The following is a 17,089-nucleotide window of genomic DNA, read 5'->3' on the forward strand; positions in this document are numbered from 1 at the left end:
GGGCGCCGGGCCGAGGCGGCGGTGGGAGACCTGCGCGGCATTCCGCGCCGCCCGCGTTTCCTGCTCACCCGTGGGCCGTCGCTGCTCGCGCTGATCCTCGCGGCGCCGCTCGGGGCCGCGCTGGGCTGGGCGTTCGTCAACGGCATGGCGCGCTTCGCGTTTGGTACGACGGGCTGGCTCGACCTGCCGCGCAGTGCGCTCATCGCGGCCGGCGCGGCCCTGCTCGCCGCGATCTTCGGCCTGTCCATTGTGGAGTCGCGTCGGCGGGAAGGCACTCTGCTGGAGGCTTTTCGGTGGGTGCAGTCGCCGCTGCGCCGTGGCGGCGTCGTCGCCGAGCTGTCGGTTGTCGCGCTGGCCATCGCCGCGGCGGTGCAATCGGTCGCAAGTGGACAGACCGGGGTCGTGGCGCAGGCCGCACCGTTGCTCATCGCCGCGGCCATCGGGCTGCTCGCGTTCCGCCTCGTCCGCCCGGTGGCCAAAGCCCTTGGCGTGACGCGCATCCGCTCGGGCCGCCTCGCATCCGGCCTTGCCGCGCTGCACCTCGCCCGGCGCCCGGTGGCGGCACAGGCGGTCATGCTCGTCGTGGTCTGCCTGTCACTGGTCGCACACTCGTTCGGCGCATGGGACCGCACCGCCGAGACAGCCGCGCAAAGGGCCGCCGCCGAGCTGGGCGCGCCGCAGGTGGTCACGGTCGCCGCGCCCTCGCGTGCCGCGCTGCTGACATCGGTCGGCGCGGCCGACCCGGAGGGCGAATGGGCGATGGCCGCCGCACGCCAACGGCTGCCCAGGGGACGCACGCTCGTCGCACTCGACACGACCCGGCTGTCCATCGTGGACCGAGGCGAACTCGCGGGCATGCTGCGGCCCGCGAGCAACGAATTGCTGAAGGTCGACGGGAGCGAGCTCGTGCTGGACGTGACCGTGACCGAGGCGCTGAGCGACCTGCCAATCACCGCCGTGCTCGCCGGTCCTCAAGGGACGCTCGTGACCGGGGTGGCGACGGTCACGGCGCAGGTGGGGCGGCGCGACTACCGCATCCCCGTGCCGGACTGCGCGGTCGCGCCGGGCTGCCGCCTGGCGTGGCTGAGCTTCTTCCGCTCGCCCGACGAGCTTCGCCTGCACGGGCTGCGCCAGCTCAACCCGGAACGCGAGCTTGCGGTCGGCGCGAGCATGCAGGCGCCCGCGCGCTGGCGGCCGTCGTTCGAGATGGAGCTTGAGGTCACGATCTCGCACGAGGGCGACGGGCTGCGGCTGCGCTACCAGCCCAGCGATCCCCGGTTGGTCAGCCGCGACATCCGCATGCAGGTCGCCGATGCGCCGGTGCCCCTGCCGGTGGCGGTGGCCGACGACCCGGCGATCGTCCACAATGGACAGCTGACCCGCGCCGGCATCTTCGCCACGGCGGAACGGCCCGTCGCGGTCGTGCGATCGAGCCCGAGCCTGCCGGGTCTGCCGCAGGGTGGCGTGCTGGCCGATCTGGCCTATGCCGACCGGCTCAGCGACACCTTCGACAACGACGCGCAGCTGCAGGTCTGGCTCGGCGAACGGGCACCGGCCGACGCGCTCGCCCGGCTGGAGACGGCGGGGCTCATCCCGCTGCACACCGACACCATCGATCGGCGGGCCGCCCGCTACAACCTCGGCGGCGACGTGCTCGGGCTGCGCCTGCAGGTCGCGGCCGCCGTGCTCGCGGTGCTGCTGGCGGTGTTCGCGATCCTGGTGCTCGCCGGGACCGACCGGCGCAGGCGGGAGCGGGAGCTCGCGGACCTTTCCGACCAGGGGCTCGACGCCCGCGTCATCCGGCGCGTCGCGCACTCGGGCTTCGTGGTCGTGCTCGCCGCTCTGCCCGCTGCGCTGCTGGCCTGCCTGGTCGTGTGGTGGCTGGGCGGCGCGCGGCCGGCGCTGGTCCCGCTTGGTGCGGCGTTGCTCGTGTTGGTCGGTGCAGCCGTGGCGCGTGAGGTGGTCTCGTGATTGCGATGATGCTGGCGCTGTTGCGGGCGCGGATGAGCCTCGCGGTGATGACGTTCGTGCTCACGGCGCTCGCGGCCGGGGCTGCGGCGACCGGACCGCTCTACGCGACCGCCGCCGCGCGCTCGGCGCTCGTGGCCGAGGTGGAGGCGGCGTCCATATCGGAGCGTGTCATCGCCGGGGACCTGCTGTCGCGATCGCGGGGTTTCGACCGCCAAAACGCGCTGGAGACGCAGCCATACGTGCCGGGCTTCCGGACCGTGGCCGGTGCGATGTCCAACGGCAAGCTTCGCTCCCCCAACGGGTCCGCGTCGCTGTGGCTCGCTTCGCGGACGGGTGTGTGTGGCGAAATCGTGGTGTCGCAGGGTCGCTGCGCCACGGCCGACCGTGAGGTGGTGCTGCGCCGCGACATCGGGCAAACCATAGGCGCCGCGATCGGTTCCGAGGTCCAGTTCATGCCGTCGTCGTTTGGCGGCGGGGAGCTGCTCGCGCCCGTTCGGCTCACGGTCGTCGGGCATTACGAGCCGTACGTGCCCACGGACATCTACTGGGCCGACCACATCATGCTCGCCAGCGGCGACAGCCCACCGGCGTTCGCCAACGAGCGCACCGTGCTGGCCGCGACGGGGCCAATGCTTTTCACCACCGACCTCATCGCCTCGCCGCAGGCGTTTGACGACCGGGAGCGGCTCGCGGGCGATGTCGCCAACGTGCTGGCCGTGTTCGAGGCGGCCGGATATGACAGTGCGACGGAGATTGCCGCGCTGTCCGCGCGCATCGACGACGCGGCCGATGTGCTCCTCGGCAGCCTCATCGTGGCGACCCTGCCGCTGGTGATTATTTGTTGGTACGTCTTGTTCCTCGCGGTCGTGGGCGCGGTCGAGCAGCGTCGCGGGGAGTTGGCGGTCACCGCGCTGCGCGGTGTGCCCACGCGCATGCGCTGGCAGCTGGCTGCGGCGGAGACGACGGTGCCCATCCTGCTCGGGCTCGGCCCGGGTTTGGTGTTGGGATTCCTCGTCACCGCGACGCTGTCGGCGACGTTTACGTGGCTGGCGGTGGCGCTCGCGGGGGTGGCGGTGCTGGGCGCGCTCGCGGCAGGGTGGTTCGCGCAGTGGCGGGCGATGCGGCTGCCCGTGGTGCAATTGCTGCAACGGATTCGGCGGCGCCGGGGCGGCAGTGCGCCGGCGCGGGCCGGTGAGGCCGCGATCGGCGTGCTCGCGTTGGCCACGGGATATCAGGCGGCGACGGCTGGTGGTGGGGGCGGGATCGCGCTGCTGGCGCCGATCTGCTTCGGGCTGGGGTGTGGTTTGCTGGCCGGGCGGCTCGCGCTGCGGCCGACCGAGCACATTGGACGTTGGTTTGTCGGTAGAGGGTGGCTCACGGCGGGGCTCGGTGCGCTGGCGATAGCGCGACGGCCCGGGTCGCGGGCAATCGTGGCACTGTTGACCGTCGGGTTGGGAATGCTCGGGTTCGCGCTGACCGCGGCCGACACGGCGCAGCAGGCGTGGGCGATGCGGGCCCGGGTCGAAACCGGTGCGCCGCAGGTGCTTACGGTGCTTCCGGTGTCGGGGGCGCGATTGCTGGACGGCGTGCGGACCGTCGACCCGGACGGGCGGTTCGCGATGGGTGTGGCACGGGTGCAGTTGGCCAACATGCCACCCGTGCTGGCGGTCGACAGCACGCGGGTGTCCACTGTGGCGTATTGGCCCGGGTTCGCGGAGCGGGCGGAGTCGTTACTGCGCCCGCAGGAGCCCGATGTGCTCCGGATGCGCGGCGAGCGGTTGGACATGGCGGTCAACGTGCAGGAGATGGCGCCGGGCACGACCGCGCGGATCGAACTGAACCTGGTGAAGGCCAACGGCGACCGCACGGCGGTGATCACCGACGAGCTGCGCGTGGGCTCTGGTTGGTACCAGATGAAGACTTTGGGTTGTGAAGAACGCCCCTGCCGCCTGGCCGGCATGACGGTGAATGTGAGCGGGCCGCAGCGGATCCGGCTCACGCTGGGCGAGATTCGCAATGAGGCGGGCGAGGTCGTGCTCGACCGGGCGGCGATGGGTGATGTGAAGCGGTGGCTGCAGTCGGTGGCGAGCGCGGCCAACCCGATCGGTGAACTCGAATCGACGCCGGAGGGGCTCGGTGTGCGGGCGGATTCCGGGGTGCCGGTCGATCTGCACCTGCGGCCGCGCAGCGCACCGGGGCCGATGCCGGCGGTGGCGGCGGGAGACTTGCCGCGGCAGCTGACGGTGGTCGGCGGGTCGGTGCCACTGGTGTTGGCGGAGGGCGCGGATCTGCTGCCACGCTTGGGAAACAAGGGTTTGCTGCTAGATCTGGAGTATGCCGATCTGGCCATGAACCTGCGGGCGGAGCTGCTCATGCCGGAGGTTTGGCTGAGCGCCGACGCGCCTGCCGATGTGACCGAGCGGCTGCTCGCGGCCGGTGTGGTCGTGCAGGGCCGGGTCACCACGGACGACCGGCACGAGATGTTCAGCCGGCAGGCTCCCGCTCTGGCGTTGCGGTTCCAGCGGCTCGCGGCGGTCGCGGCGATGATGCTCGCTGCGCTGGGGCTCATCGTGGCGGCCATGCTCGACCGCACGCGCAGCGGACTGGACCTGTCGGTGATGGTCCCACATGGACTGTCCAAAACGTCCGTCCGGATTGGAGCCCTGCTCGGCCGGTGGGCGCTCATCGTCATCGCGGCCTTCGCGGGGGCGGTGGCTGCGCTCGCGGCGTGGCTGGTGGCCCGCCCGGTGATTCCGGTCTACACCGTCGACGTGCCCACCATCCCGCTGCCCCAATGGCCCGGACCGCCGGTCGCGTGGTTCGCCGTCGCGGCGCTCGCCTTCCTTCTGAGCACGGGATGGGTCGCCGCACAATTCTCCAGAGGCACCGTGGAAGGGGCAAACTCGTGAGCGGACTGGCCGTGGTGTGCCGGCGCGTCGTGCACATCTATCGCACGGAAGGCAACGACGTCGTCGCGCTCGCGGGCGTCGACCTCGACATCGCGCCCGGTGAGATGGTCGCGCTCGTCGGGCCTTCAGGGTCGGGCAAATCCACGCTGATCGCGTTGCTGGCGGGGCTCATGCGGGCCAGCGCGGGGCAGGTGCGGATAGGCACGGTCGACATCAGCAAGGTGAGCGACACCGAGCTGGCGCGCATGCGGGGCACGGACCTGGGCGTGGTTTTGCAAGGCGCGCAACGCAACCTGCTTCCGTACGCGACCGTGCGCAGCAACGTCTGGCTCGCGCAGCGCCGGGCCGCCCAGGTCCGGCCCGGCGACGTCGAGTCCCCGGAACGCGTGCTGTCCCTGCTCGGCCTCACCGGCGTCGCCCACCGCCGCGTCGACGGGCTCCCGCCCGGTACGGCCCAGCGCACGGCGCTCGCGGCGGCCATGGCATCCTCGCCTGGACTGTTGCTTGTGGACGAGCCCACCAGCCAGCTCGACCGCAAGGCCCGCGACGAGGTCCTCGAGGCCCTCACCACCATCAACTCCGAGCGCGGCACCACCATCGTCACCGTCACCCACGACCCCGAGGTCGGGCAGTGCCTCGGCCGCGTCGTCACCATCCGCGACGGCCGCGTCGGCTCCGAAGGCCGCGACGGCCGGGAATTCGCCGTCATCGCCGGCGACGGCACCGTCCAACTCCCGCCCGAAATCCTCGACGCCTACCCGCCCGGCACCCTCCTCACCGTCGAACACACCGATGGCCAAGTCACCATGCTCGTCAACCGCGCGTCGTGACTGCGGCCCTCACTTGGTCATAGCCGCGAGGAACTCCTGTGTCTCCGGATCGGTCGAGTACGCGGATGTCGAACGTTGGCGAGGCGCGTGTGTCACCTGCGGCGGATGAGGGCGAGGAGGATGCTCAGGACGATCGACGCGAGGAGCATGGAGGTGAGGGGGATGAAGATGCGGGTGTTGCCGGAGGTGATGCGGATGTCGCCGGGGAGGCGGCCGAACCAGGATAGGGCGCCGGTCCAGGCGAGGACGCCGATCAGCAGGATGAAGGCGCCTATGCCGACGAGCCAGGGGCCGAGGTCTTTGCTCACATGATGATGATGCCCCACCGGGCGGCAAAGGTAACATGATTTGGTGAGTACGGGCTGGTGGCACGTGCGGGGCAAGCTGGTGCGCGATCGGATTCCGCAGCGGTTCCCGCACGAGCAGGGGGCGTTCCGGACCGCCGACGAAGCGGAATATGGCTTCCTGCTGCGCGTGAAGCTGTCCGAAGAGGTGGGCGAATACCTGGCCGACGCGGATCCGGCGGAGCTGGCCGACGTGCTGGAGGTGGTGCTCGCGCTGGCCCGGCGGCACGGGCTCAAGCCGGACGATCTCGAGCGCATGCGCGCCGCCAAGCACGCGGAGCGGGGTGGGTTCGATGGGCGTGTGGTGTGGGAGGAGCCCCAACCGAAGGTGCGCCGGCACGCGCGGGCACTGCTGCTGACCGAGCGCGGCGAGCTGGTCCTGTTTAGACGGACGGTGCCGGGGCGGGAAGTCTATTGGGCCACACCGGGTGGCAAGATTGATGCGACGGACGCCGATGCGGAGGCCGCGCTGCGGCGCGAGCTGATGGAGGAGCTCGGCGCGGAGGTCGGGCCGGCGCGGCTGGTGTTCACGATGACAGGGCCGGCGCCGTCTGGGCCTTCGACGCAGCTGTTCTTCTTGGCTCGACTCCTATCGATGGATCTGAGCAAGCGCACCGGGGCAGAGTTTTCCAACCCCGCCAAGGGAATTTACGATGTCGAATTGGTGCGGCCCGAGGATGTCGCCAACGTCCGGCTGGTGCCGGAGGAGCTTGCCGACTTTCTGCGGGCGCACGGACGCGAGCTAGAGTCGTGGGCATGAATGTCACCGGCACTGTGGTTGCCCTGCAACGTTATCCAGTCAAGTCCATGCTCGGCGAGCGGCTCGACTCCGCCGAGGTGACGGCCAACGGCATCGCGGGCGACCGCACCCATGCCCTGCTCGACGTCGAAACCGGCAAGATTGCCAGCGCCAAACAGCCCCGGCTGTGGCGCGACCTGCTGACCATGTCCTACGCCGAGGCCGACGAGGAGGTGCTGTCGCGGCGGCTCGGGCGGCGCGTGCGCCTGGTCAAAGAGGCGCCCGACGGGACATACCTCGATCGCGCCCGGCCCGACGAGGTGCTCGAGCAGGGTGTGGACGCTGTGGTGGGTGTGGACAGGTCGGGGCTCGCCCCGGGCACGTTCTTCGATTTCGCCGCGCTGCACATCATCACGACCGCGTCGCTGAAGCTTGTCGGGCGGTCCGACTTTGAGAGATACCGGCCGAATGTGGTCGTGGAGACCGACGAGCTCGAATACGATTGGGTCGGGCGCAGCATCCACATCGGACAGGCGACGGTCCGGGTGATCGTGCCCACGCCGCGCTGTGCCGTCCCGACGCTTGCCCATGGCGCGTGGCCCGCCGACACCGACGCGCTGCGCGTGCCGTCCCGGATCAACCGCCACGAGATTCCAGGGCAGGGGATGCTGCCGTGCGTGGGCGTCTACGCCAGCGTGGAGCGGGCAGGCCGCATTGCCCTTGGCAATGAGGTGCGGGCGTAAAGGCGCGAGGTGCCAATTAGGCCGCGATTGAGCGCGGGTCGTGTTTAAGCCCGCGTTTGAGGCGCGGTCGTGTTGACTCGAGGTTCTGCCGGAGTCGTGTTTAAGGCGCAGTTCAGCCGGGGTCGTGTTTAAGCCCGCGATTGAGCCGCGATCGTGTTGACGCGAGGTTCAGCCGCGAGGTGCTGGGCTTAGAGCTGGCGGCAGGATTGGGCGCAGCGGCGGCAGGCCTGCGCGCACGCGACCATCTGGGCATCGCCGGTGAAGCGGTCGCATTCGGCCGCGGTCGCCTCGCAGATGTCCGCGCACAGTGCCGCGATGGCGGGGATGAACCGCGAGCCGCGCACCATGTAGTCGGAGGCCGTGCGGCAGATGTCGGCGCAGTCCATCATGATGCGGATGTGGTCGGGGTCGGCGTGGGCACCCCCCGTGTACAGGCAGTGGGTGATGGTTTCCTCGCATATCCGGTGGCACGTCAGCGCCTCGGTCACGCTGTGCTGCAGCGCGATCCCGGCCTTCGGCTGGTGTTGTTGCTGCTTGTGCGCCATGATGACGGCTCCTTCACAAAACGACATCGGGGGCGATACCGCGCAGCCTCCCAGCTCAGCGGGCCCTTCAATCCGGTACCCCCCAAAAACGGGTTTATGCCATGAAGCGGCGGGTAGGCCGAGGAATATGGACCAGAACCCGACCCGGGGCGCGGCACCACGAGAAGACCCGCAATGCCGGAGGCCACGCTGGACGACCTCCTCTGGGCCGACGGCCTGATGTTCGGCACGCCGACCCGATACGGCCTGCCCACCTCCCAGCTCAAGCAGTTCATCGACACCACCGGCGGGCTGTGGGCGGAGGGCAAGCTGGTGAACAAGACGGCGACGTCGTTCACGTCCACGGCGACCGCGCACGGCGGCCACGAGACGACGATTGTCGCGCTGAACAACACGTTCTACCACCGGGGCTGCGTTCTCGTCCCGCCCGGCTATGCCGACGAAAACCAGATGCAGGCCGGTACCCCTTACGGCGCAACGCATGTCGCACGCGAGGGCCGGCCGCTCCGGGGCGACGTCGAGGTCACCTCAGTCCGCTTCCAGGCGGAGCGGCTGGTGCAGATCACCCGCGCGCTCAAGACCGGCCTTGCCGCGCAGGAGCGCGAGCTTGCCACGGCTACGCGAGCTCGGGCCTAGCCAGCCTGACCGGTGTGAACAGTCCCGCGAGTCCAATCAGGACGCACACGATCCCGGTCCACACCAACACCTGCGTGACACCGACCTGCCCGGCGGCCGCCGTCAGCGCGGCCGCGCCGAGCGGGCTCAGCGCCCGCTGGATGGTCCAGAACGTGGACGTGACCCGCCCCAGCAAGTGGTCGGGTGTGATTTCCTGGCGCAGCGTGAACGAGCAGATCCCGCCGATGCTCAGAAAGAACACGTACGTCGTCGCGAGGATGGCCACGCCCGGCACGCTGCGCGTCATCCCGGCGAGCGCGACGCTGACCCCGAACAGCGCGGTCGATCCGATCCAGCACACGCCGAACCCCAGCGACCGGCGCAGCCGCCCGACCAGCAGCGATCCGGCGATCGTGCCCGCCGTGGCCGCGGACATCACGTAACCCACGACCTTGTCGGGCTGCCCGAGCTCCGCCTTCAGGTAATAGATGAACAGGTCGGTCAGGCCCACCTGCACGAAGACGAAAAAGCACAGCAACACGGTCAACGCCCGCAGCACGGGATGCCTCCAGAGGAATCCGAGCCCCACCTTGAAGTCCTGCCACGGGTTGAGCCGCTTCTCCACCTGTAGGGAGGAGGACTTGCGCAACCGCACGAGGGCCAGCCCTGCCGCCGCGAACGCGAACCCGGCCGCCGTGAGGCCGACCGCCGCCGACGGGCCGTAGGCCCCCGATAGCAGCCCGGCGAGCAGCATGCCACCGATGCCCGCGGCCGCCTGCGTGGCGAACAGGCGCCCGTTGGCATCCGTGATCTGACCCTGGCCGACGAGATTGGGCACCGCCGTCACGTACCCCACCTGAAAAATCATGCCGAACACGGCGGCCAGCGGCACCACCACGTAGAGCACCCAGATCTGCCCGCCCGCGAACGGAATCACGCCATACAGCACCGCTCGCGCCACGTCGCACACGATGAGGAGCGACCGCCGATCCACCCGATCGGCGATCGCCCCGGCGAAGAAGCCCGTCGCGATGGCGGCCGCGCCGGCCGCACCGGTCAGCAGGCCCATCTGGGCCACCGAACCGGTGGCGTGCAGCACCAGCAGCGGGATGGCGATCAGCGCGAGCGAGTCGCCCGCCACCGAGATGGTCTGCACCAGCCAGAAGATGTTGAAGTCGCGGTTACGCCAGAGCGAGGGCATCCGCCCAAGATAGCTACTTGTGCCAGTAGACGACACCACCCGGCCCGTACAGCACGACGTTTCCATCGTCCTGCATCACGAGCGCGTCAGCCGCCGTGCCCCACGTGTTGGTCGCCCAGATCGCCGTCCCGTTGCTGCGATAGATGACCAGGTTGCCGTCGTGCTGCATGATGACGAACGCGCCCGGGTTGCCCTGCGTGCCGCTCGCCCACAGTGCCAGGCCGCCCTGATACTGCACGAGGTTGCCATCGCCCTGCATCACGAGCTCGTGATTGCCCACGTTGGAGCGGATGTGCTGCCCGCCCGTGAGCGCCTGCCCGCGCACCAATACATTCGTGCCGGGCGCGGGCGGGGTCACGATGCTGTGCAACAGAATGTTCGGCGACGACGCGCCGATCCCGCTCAGCCGGCCCTGCGAACCGTTGTACACCAGATGGTCCCGCACCGCGCCCGCTGACGCGCCGGGGTTGGTCGCGAGATAGAGTGCCGCCGCGCCCGCGACGTGCGGGGCTGCCATCGACGTGCCACTGATGGTGTTGGCCGCGCTGTCGCTGGTCGCCCACGCCGATGTGATGCCCTCGCCCGGTGCCCAGATGTCAAGGCAGCCACCGAGATTCGAGAACCCGGCCCGCGCGTCGTTGATCGTCGACGCGCCGACCGTGACGGCCTCGGTGACCCGTGCCGGCGAGAAAGTGCACGCGTTGGCGCCCGAGTTCCCGGCCGCGATTGAATACGTGATTCCGGAATTGATGGAGTTGCGCACCGCAGTGTCCAATGCGGAGTTCGCTCCCCCGCCCAGGCTCATGTTGGCCACGGCCGGGTTGGCCCGGTTGGCGGTCACCCAGTTGACGCCCGCGATGACCCCCGATGTCGTGCCGGAACCATTGCAGTCCAAGACCTTCACGGCATGCAACCGCACACCCTTCGCCACGCCGTAGGCTGCCCCGCCGACCGTGCCCGCCACGTGCGTCCCGTGGCCGTTGCAGTCGGTGTTGGACCCGCCCGCCGAGTTGAAGTCGAAGGTCGCGCGCCCGCCGAAGTCCACGTGGGTCACGCGGATGCCCGTGTCAATGATGTAGGCGTGCACATTGGGCGCCGTCGTGGTGTACGTGTAGTTCGCGTTCAGCGGGCGGTTGCGCTGATCGATGCGGTCCAGTCCCCAGGAGGGCGGGGTGGGCTGGCTGGGCATCGCGCGCACGACCTGGTCCTGCGACACGAAGTCGACCCGCGGGTCGGCGGCCACGCGCTTGGCCTCCTGTTCGGTCATCTGCGCCGCGAATCCGTGCAGCGCCGCTTCATACACGTGCGTGATTTTGGCGGCGTGCTTGGCGGCCAGCTGAGTGGTCAGGTCGCCCTTCGGCTTGGTTTTGAAAACGACGATATAGCTGTTCGGTACGGCATCCGGCCCGCCCGCATCCCGGATCGCACCGTCGCCCGCCGCCGACGCGGGCGCGGCGAGCCCGAGGACGGCCAGCGAGGTGGCCGTCGCGAGTGCAAGTATACGCATCCATCGATCGTAATATGTCGATCTCGCGCTCCGGCATGCCTTTCAGGCACCGCTTAAAGGCCGATGTTAACGTCGGTCTCATGAGGTTCACGATCGACGTGAGCGACGCCGAGCTCGACGACCTGAAGCGGCGCATCCGGCAGACCCGCTGGCCCGACCAGATTCCGGGCATCGGGTGGGATCAGGGCGCCGATCTCGGGTACCTGCAAAAAATCCTTCACCATTGGGCCGAGGAGTTCGACTGGCGGCGGCAGGAGCGCCGGCTCAACTCCTTCGAGCACCATCTCGTCGACGACGTCCACTTCGTCCGCGCCCGCGCCAAGGGCGGCGACGGGATCCCGCTCGTGCTCACCCACGGCTGGCCCAGCTGCTTCACCGAATATCTGGCCCTGGTGCCACTGCTGTCCGACCCGCAGGCGCACGGCATCGACGGGCCCGCGTTCGACCTCGTGATCCCGTCGCTGCCGGGATACGGCTTTTCGCCGCGCCCACCCCAGACGGGCGTCAACTATCGCTTCGTCGCGCAACGCTGGCATCGACTCATGACCGGGCTCGGCTATGAGCGCTACGGCGCGGGCGGAGGCGACTTCGGCGCGGGCGTGGCCTCGTTTCTCGCGCTCGACTTCCCGGAATCGGTCATCGGCCTGCACCTCACCACGCCGGAGCTCACGCCACCGTTCACCGACGAAGACGCGGCCTTCGCGGCGGAGGTCGAGCGGTGGTCGGCGACCGAGCGGGGCTACACCGCGATCCAGTCCACCAAGCCCCAGACCGTGGGATATGGGCTCACCGACTCGCCCGCCGGCCTGGCCGCGTGGATCCTGGAGAAGTGGCGCTCCTGGACCGACTCGGGTGGCGACCTCGACGCCCGCTTCGGGCGCGACTTCCTGTGCACGGTGCTGAGCGTGTACTGGTTTTCCGGGTGCATCACGACCAGTCTGCGCGACTATTGGGACAACCGCTGGCATCACGTCGAGCCCCAATACGTGGGCGTGCCAACGGGTTTCGCGGTCTTCCGGCACCACTTCGTGCCCGAGGGCGAGCCGCCGCGCTCGCTGATGGAACGGCTCTACAACGTGCACCGCTGGACGGTCATGCCACGCGGCGGCCACTTCGCCCCGGCCGAGGAGCCCCGCCTCACCGCCCAGGACATCGCCTCCTTCTACGGCTCGCTCGCCGACGTGACATGACATGATGTGGTCATGACGGTCAACGTAGTTACTGAGATCATCATCGAGCGCCCGCGCGAGGAGGTCGCCGCGTTCGCGGGCGATCCCACCAATGCCCCGGAGTGGTACGCGAACATCGAGTCGGTTGACTGGCAGACCCCGCCGCCGGTGGCGGTCGGCTCCCGCATGGACTTCATGGCCCGCTTCCTGGGCCGGCGCCTGGCCTACACCTACGAGGTCGCCGAGCTGGTCGCGGGCGAACGGCTGGTCATGCGCACCGCGCAGGGCCCGTTCCCGATGGAGACCACCTACACGTGGGAGGCGCTCGGCCCGGACCGCACCAGGATGACCCTACGCAACCGGGGTGAGCCTGCCGGGTTCGCCAAATTCGGCGCGCCGGTGATGGCGAGCGCCATCCGCAAGGCCAATGAAAAGGACTTGGCCAATCTCAAGCGGATCATGGAGCATTAGCCCTCATGGGATTCACCGTCCGCAACGCGGCGTTCGACTGCGCCGACGCCTACGCGCTAGCCCAGTTCTGGAGCCAGGTCATGCACGCGCCGGTCAGCGATGACGACTCACCCGGCGACCCGGTCGCCACGGTCGCGCTGCCGCAGGGCTTCACCCTCTATTTCGCACAGGTGCCCGAGCCGAAGGTGGTCAAGAACCGGCTGCACCTGTGCCTGACCCCCGACGTGCCGCGCGATGTCGAGGTGGAGCGGATGCTCGCGCTCGGTGCCACCATTGTGGACGATCGCCGCGACGACCCGGACGACGGCGGCTGGGTGGTGTTCGCCGACCCGGAGGGCAACGAGTTCTGCGTGTTGACCGGCCCGGCCGACCGGGTGGACTGAGCGTCACGGTGACCCCGTCTTGGACGAACGGGTTATTGTCAACACCGGTTCACACGAAGGCGACGTTGCCGTACTCGCCCACCCGGGCCCGCAGCTGGTCTGAAAAGCATGGGGGAGAAACGCTGCGGGGTGCACGTCTCGTAACGCCATCGGCGCGCGGGGCGACGTCTCTGCCGTACCTCATGAGGTTAGGCGCGCTCCAGCACCAGCAGGTTTTGCGTCTGCACGACCGACACCGAAAGCGTCCGATAGCCGACGTCTTCGAACAGGACGGTCATCCGGTCTTTTTCATATCCTAATACCGTGCCTGTGCCCCACTCCGGGTGCCGGACCGTGCTGTGCAACGGGAACGGGCCTGAGTCGGGCAGGATTTCGGACGTGCCGCCGTGGCAGCTGTCGCAATGTCCGCACGGCCGACTCAACTGCTCACCGAAATATCCGAGCAGAGGCTGCATGCGACAGCCCCGGCTCTCGGCGAAGCGGCGCATCATGTCGGTGCGCGATCGCTGCCCCGCCTGGTGACGCTCGTGTTCGGCCAGGGCCTCACGGGCTGCCTGGTCGGGCATGGGCGCGAAGTGCGGCACTGACAGCTCCCCCTTGGGGCCGACGGCCACGGCGCCCACCTGCTCCAGCAGGCTGATCAGGGTGGGCAGCTTGCGCGGCCCGAGCCCGGTGGCTTTGCCCAGCGCGGTCTTGGTCTGCGGGCCCCGGTGCAGTTCGGAGGCGACCTTGCGCAGCTCCGCCAGGTCAGGCGCGCCACCGCTGAAGAACCGTTGCAGGGCAATGTCTTCGCCACGGTAGAGCAGCAGCGCCCGGGACGGGAGCCCGTCACGCCCGGCCCGCCCGATCTCCTGCAGGTAGCTGTCGGGCGAGTCGGGCAGCGCCACATGGGCCACCCACCGGATGTTGGGCTTGTCGATGCCCATGCCGAACGCGGATGTCGCGACCATGATCGACACGCGGTCGGCGAGGAAGTCCTCGTGCCTGCGCTTGCGCACGCCGGCGGCCATGCCGCCGTGGTAGAAGGCCGCCTCGTAGCCCGCATCGGTCAGCCGTTCGGCCAGTTCCTCGGCCGCGCGCCGGGTCGGCACATAGACGATGCCCGGCGGGTCGGCCTCTTTGAGCAGGCCCAGCAGGCGGCGCCAGCGATGATCCTCGGACGGGCAGTGCGACGCCTCGACGAACAGGTTGGGCCGGTCCAAACCGGACACGACGACCAGCGGTTTGCGCAGGCCCAGCCGCTGCGCGATGTCCTCGCGCACGGGCGGCGACGCGGTCGCGGTCAGCGCCACCGTCGGCGGATGGCCAAGCCCCTTGACCAGGTGCCCGATCGCCAGGTAGTCGGGCCGGAAGTCGTAGCCCCACGACGAGATGCAGTGCGCCTCGTCCACCGCGACCAGCGCCGGCTTCAGCGCCCTGACCTCCGCGAGGCGCTCCGGCGAGCTGAGCTGCTCCGGGGTGATGAAGAGGAATTTGGCGGTACCGGATCGAAGCTCATTGAGCGCGGCGGCCTGTTTGGCCGGGGTTTCCGCGGAGCTGATCCGGACCGCACGCAATCCCTTGTTATTTAAGTTGGCGATCTGATCCTGCTGCAACGCGAGCAGGGGCGAGATCACCACCGTCGGTCCTTTCAGGAGCGTCGCGGGCACCTGATAGATCGCCGACTTGCCACCGCCGGTGGGCAGCACGACAAGCGCGTCGCGCCCCTTCAGCAGGGCGCGCATCGCCTGCACCTGCGCCGGTCGCAGCTTCTGCCAGCCGAAGTTGGCGCGGGCCGCCCGGCGCGCCCGCCATGAGGGGAACAACATCAACAGCATCCTACCCAGACGGTCGGGCAGGTTGCGGCCCGAGTTCGCCGACTGCCGGCATGCCCGCCGCCGTCCCGGCCGGCCTCGGGGCGGATGCCGCTGCTGAACCCCTCCGCCCCGAGGTTGAGGTGATCGTGGTCCTGGCTACTTCGCAAGTCCGAGTCCGATTCATCAGTGGAGATGAGTTTTTCCCTCGTGCAACGGGTGACCCTGTAAGGCATGTGGAAACGTGCACTTGGCGGTTTGACCGCTGTCACCCTCGTGCTGTTTGCTCCAGCCACCCCCGCTGTCGCGGCGGGCAGCGGCGAGCTGCAGTCCGGTTTGGACCGCATCACCGCGGCTGGAATGCCCGGCGTCATGGCGGAAACCCGCGTCCACGGCGGCCGGCAGTCGGCCGCCAGCGGAGTGGCCGATGTGGACAGTGGGCGCGGGATGAGTCCCACCTTCAGCCATCGTGCGGGGAGCATCACCAAGACCTTCACGGCCACCGTCATCCTGCAACTGGTGGGTGAGGGCCGGATCGACCTGGACGCACCGGTCTCGCGGTATCTTCCGCAGTACGACACCGCCGGCATCACCGTCCGGATGCTGCTCAACCACACCAGCGGCATCTCCGACTACGATCACCTGATTTTCACCGTGCCGGACGACCTGCTGCGGCATCGCACCACCACGTTCACGGCCGATCAGCTTGCCCGCATCGGCCTGGACGCTCCGCGCACCAGTCCACCCGGTGGCCCTCACCTTTACGCCAACACCAATTACATCCTGGCTGGACTCGTGATCGAGAAGGTCACCGGACGGCCCGCCGCGTTCGAGATGTACCGGCGCATCATCGTGCCTTTGGGCCTGTGGCGCACCTATTTCGCCGGGGCGTCGTCACACATCGCCGGCCCCCACTCCCACGCCTACATCCCTTGGCTCGATGGGACGATGCTGGACTTCAGTGTCTACAACATGTCGTTCGTCGGGACCGCTGGTGACGTGGTGTCCACGACGCGCGACCTGAACGTCTTCTTCAAGGCGCTGCTCACCGGACGCCTGCTGCGCCCGGCCCAACTGGCCGAGATGAAGACCGTCGTCCCGTGGAATCCCAACAACCCGGGCGCGGGCGGGTATGGGCTGGGTCTGTACTCCGTCAGGTTGCCGTGCGGCGTGATGATCTGGGGTCACGACGGGCTCGTGTTCGGGCACTCGGCGATCTCGATGCACACCGAATCGGCAGACCGCCAGATCACGATCGGCAGCAACATGACGCACTACGCCGACCCGACGCAGCCCGAGCCGATCGGCTTGGCGACCGGTGAACTCCTGTTCAGGACCCTCTGCCAGGACTCGCTGCGGGCAGCGGGCCCGCCGTTTGCCTGGAAGAGCCCCATCCATACAGGAAAGGCCCAGTCAGCGGTGGGATACTTCGCCGATGCGCGTGCTGCTGGTCGAGGATGAGGCGCCGCTCGCCGGATACATAGCCGCTGGGCTGCGCAAACATGGCTTCGCCGTGGACACCGCGGGCGACGGCCGGACCGCGCTCGACAAGGCCGAGCTGACCCCCTACGACGTGGTCGTGCTCGACCGTGACCTGCCCGTGCTGCACGGCGACGCCGTGTGCCGCAGGCTGGCCGAGCGCGGGACCGCCCGCATCCTGATGCTCACCGCCGCCGATGCCGTCGAGGACCGGGTCGACGGGCTGACCCTTGGCGCCGACGACTACCTCGGCAAGCCGTTCGCGTTCTCCGAGCTGGTCGCCCGCGTCCGCGCGTTGTCGCGGCGGCACGGCCCGGCCCGGCCGCCCATCCTGCGCGCGGCCGATGTGACGCTCGACCCGGCGCGGCGCACCGTCGAGCGCGGCGGGCG

General features: G+C 69.3%; 15 protein-coding genes and 1 pseudogene. 11 read left to right on the forward strand and 5 right to left on the reverse strand.

What is annotated here, in order from left to right:
• From DM816_RS30630 to DM816_RS30640, 3 genes and pseudogenes are all read left to right on the forward strand, one after another.
• Window positions 1-1,971: pseudogene (locus DM816_RS30630) on the forward strand (hypothetical protein); the annotation flags it as partial.
• On the forward strand, window positions 1,968-4,880 hold the full coding sequence (locus DM816_RS30635; protein ID WP_162908007.1) for an FtsX-like permease family protein: 2,913 nt from the start codon (window positions 1,968-1,970) through the stop codon (window positions 4,878-4,880). The pseudogene DM816_RS30630 and the gene DM816_RS30635, both read left to right, overlap by 4 nt.
• Window positions 4,877-5,710: an ABC transporter ATP-binding protein gene (locus DM816_RS30640; RefSeq protein WP_117213861.1), complete on the forward strand. Its 834-nt coding sequence runs from the start codon at window positions 4,877-4,879 to the stop codon at window positions 5,708-5,710. Before DM816_RS30635 ends, DM816_RS30640 begins: the two co-directional genes overlap by 4 nt.
• 92 nt (window positions 5,711-5,802) lie before the next feature.
• Here the strand turns inward: DM816_RS30640 and DM816_RS43535 are convergent, their stop codons facing one another.
• Entirely contained in the window at window positions 5,803-6,018 is a 216-nt protein-coding gene (locus DM816_RS43535; protein WP_170318892.1) for a DUF2905 domain-containing protein, read from the reverse strand.
• 43 nt (window positions 6,019-6,061) lie between these two features.
• Here DM816_RS43535 and DM816_RS30650 point away from each other — a divergent pair, with 43 nt between their 5' ends.
• Together DM816_RS30650 and DM816_RS30655 are read left to right on the forward strand one after the other, a co-directional pair.
• On the forward strand, window positions 6,062-6,814 hold the full coding sequence (locus DM816_RS30650; protein WP_211588931.1) for an NUDIX domain-containing protein: 753 nt from the start codon (window positions 6,062-6,064) through the stop codon (window positions 6,812-6,814).
• Window positions 6,811-7,536, forward strand: a complete 726-nt coding sequence (locus DM816_RS30655) for an MOSC N-terminal beta barrel domain-containing protein (protein WP_117213863.1) — start codon at window positions 6,811-6,813, stop codon at window positions 7,534-7,536. The genes DM816_RS30650 and DM816_RS30655 overlap by 4 nt, the downstream gene beginning before the upstream one ends.
• 188 nt (window positions 7,537-7,724) lie before the next feature.
• Here the strand turns inward: DM816_RS30655 and DM816_RS30660 are convergent, their stop codons facing one another.
• On the reverse strand, window positions 7,725-8,081 hold the full coding sequence (locus DM816_RS30660; protein ID WP_211588932.1) for a four-helix bundle copper-binding protein: 357 nt from the start codon (window positions 8,079-8,081) through the stop codon (window positions 7,725-7,727).
• A 174-nt stretch (window positions 8,082-8,255) separates the two neighbouring features.
• Here DM816_RS30660 and DM816_RS30665 point away from each other — a divergent pair, with 174 nt between their 5' ends.
• Window positions 8,256-8,717 (forward strand): NAD(P)H-dependent oxidoreductase, encoded by a 462-nt coding sequence (locus tag DM816_RS30665; protein WP_117213864.1) that lies wholly within the window; start codon window positions 8,256-8,258, stop codon window positions 8,715-8,717.
• Here DM816_RS30665 and DM816_RS30670 read toward each other — a convergent pair.
• Both DM816_RS30670 and DM816_RS30675 read right to left on the reverse strand, forming a co-directional pair.
• Window positions 8,698-9,897: an MFS transporter gene (locus DM816_RS30670; RefSeq protein WP_117213865.1), complete on the reverse strand. Its 1,200-nt coding sequence runs from the start codon at window positions 9,895-9,897 to the stop codon at window positions 8,698-8,700. The two genes, DM816_RS30665 and DM816_RS30670, sit on opposite strands and share 20 nt — an antisense overlap.
• Window positions 9,898-9,910: 13 nt before the next feature.
• The gene (locus DM816_RS30675; RefSeq protein ID WP_117213866.1) at window positions 9,911-11,404 is read right to left on the reverse strand and encodes a S8 family serine peptidase; all 1,494 of its coding nucleotides are present in this window, start codon (window positions 11,402-11,404) and stop codon (window positions 9,911-9,913) included.
• 80 nt (window positions 11,405-11,484) lie between these two features.
• Here DM816_RS30675 and DM816_RS30680 point away from each other — a divergent pair, with 80 nt between their 5' ends.
• The 3 genes from DM816_RS30680 to DM816_RS30690 are packed head-to-tail and all read left to right on the forward strand — an operon-like array spanning window position 11,485 to window position 13,427.
• On the forward strand, window positions 11,485-12,594 hold the full coding sequence (locus DM816_RS30680; RefSeq protein WP_117213872.1) for an epoxide hydrolase family protein: 1,110 nt from the start codon (window positions 11,485-11,487) through the stop codon (window positions 12,592-12,594).
• 12 nt (window positions 12,595-12,606) lie between these two features.
• Entirely contained in the window at window positions 12,607-13,044 is a 438-nt protein-coding gene (locus tag DM816_RS30685; protein WP_117213867.1) for an SRPBCC family protein, read from the forward strand.
• A 5-nt stretch (window positions 13,045-13,049) separates the two neighbouring features.
• On the forward strand, window positions 13,050-13,427 hold the full coding sequence (locus DM816_RS30690; RefSeq protein WP_117213868.1) for a VOC family protein: 378 nt from the start codon (window positions 13,050-13,052) through the stop codon (window positions 13,425-13,427).
• 188 nt (window positions 13,428-13,615) lie between these two features.
• On the opposite strand, the gene DM816_RS30695 is transcribed toward DM816_RS30690, so the two are convergent.
• Complete coding sequence (locus DM816_RS30695) at window positions 13,616-15,235, reverse strand: RecQ family ATP-dependent DNA helicase (protein WP_117213873.1); 1,620 nt, start codon at window positions 15,233-15,235, stop codon at window positions 13,616-13,618.
• 243 nt (window positions 15,236-15,478) lie between these two features.
• Here DM816_RS30695 and DM816_RS30700 point away from each other — a divergent pair, with 243 nt between their 5' ends.
• Complete coding sequence (locus tag DM816_RS30700) at window positions 15,479-16,681, forward strand: serine hydrolase domain-containing protein (protein ID WP_246002450.1); 1,203 nt, start codon at window positions 15,479-15,481, stop codon at window positions 16,679-16,681.
• On the forward strand, window positions 16,656-17,089 hold a 434-nt coding region (locus DM816_RS30705), incomplete at its 3' end, for a response regulator transcription factor (RefSeq protein WP_162908009.1). The genes DM816_RS30700 and DM816_RS30705, both read left to right, overlap by 26 nt.

The organism is Allorhizocola rhizosphaerae (genome assembly GCF_003426775.1).
In the GTDB taxonomy this organism is placed as follows: Bacteria; Actinomycetota; Actinomycetes; order Mycobacteriales; family Micromonosporaceae; genus Allorhizocola; species Allorhizocola rhizosphaerae.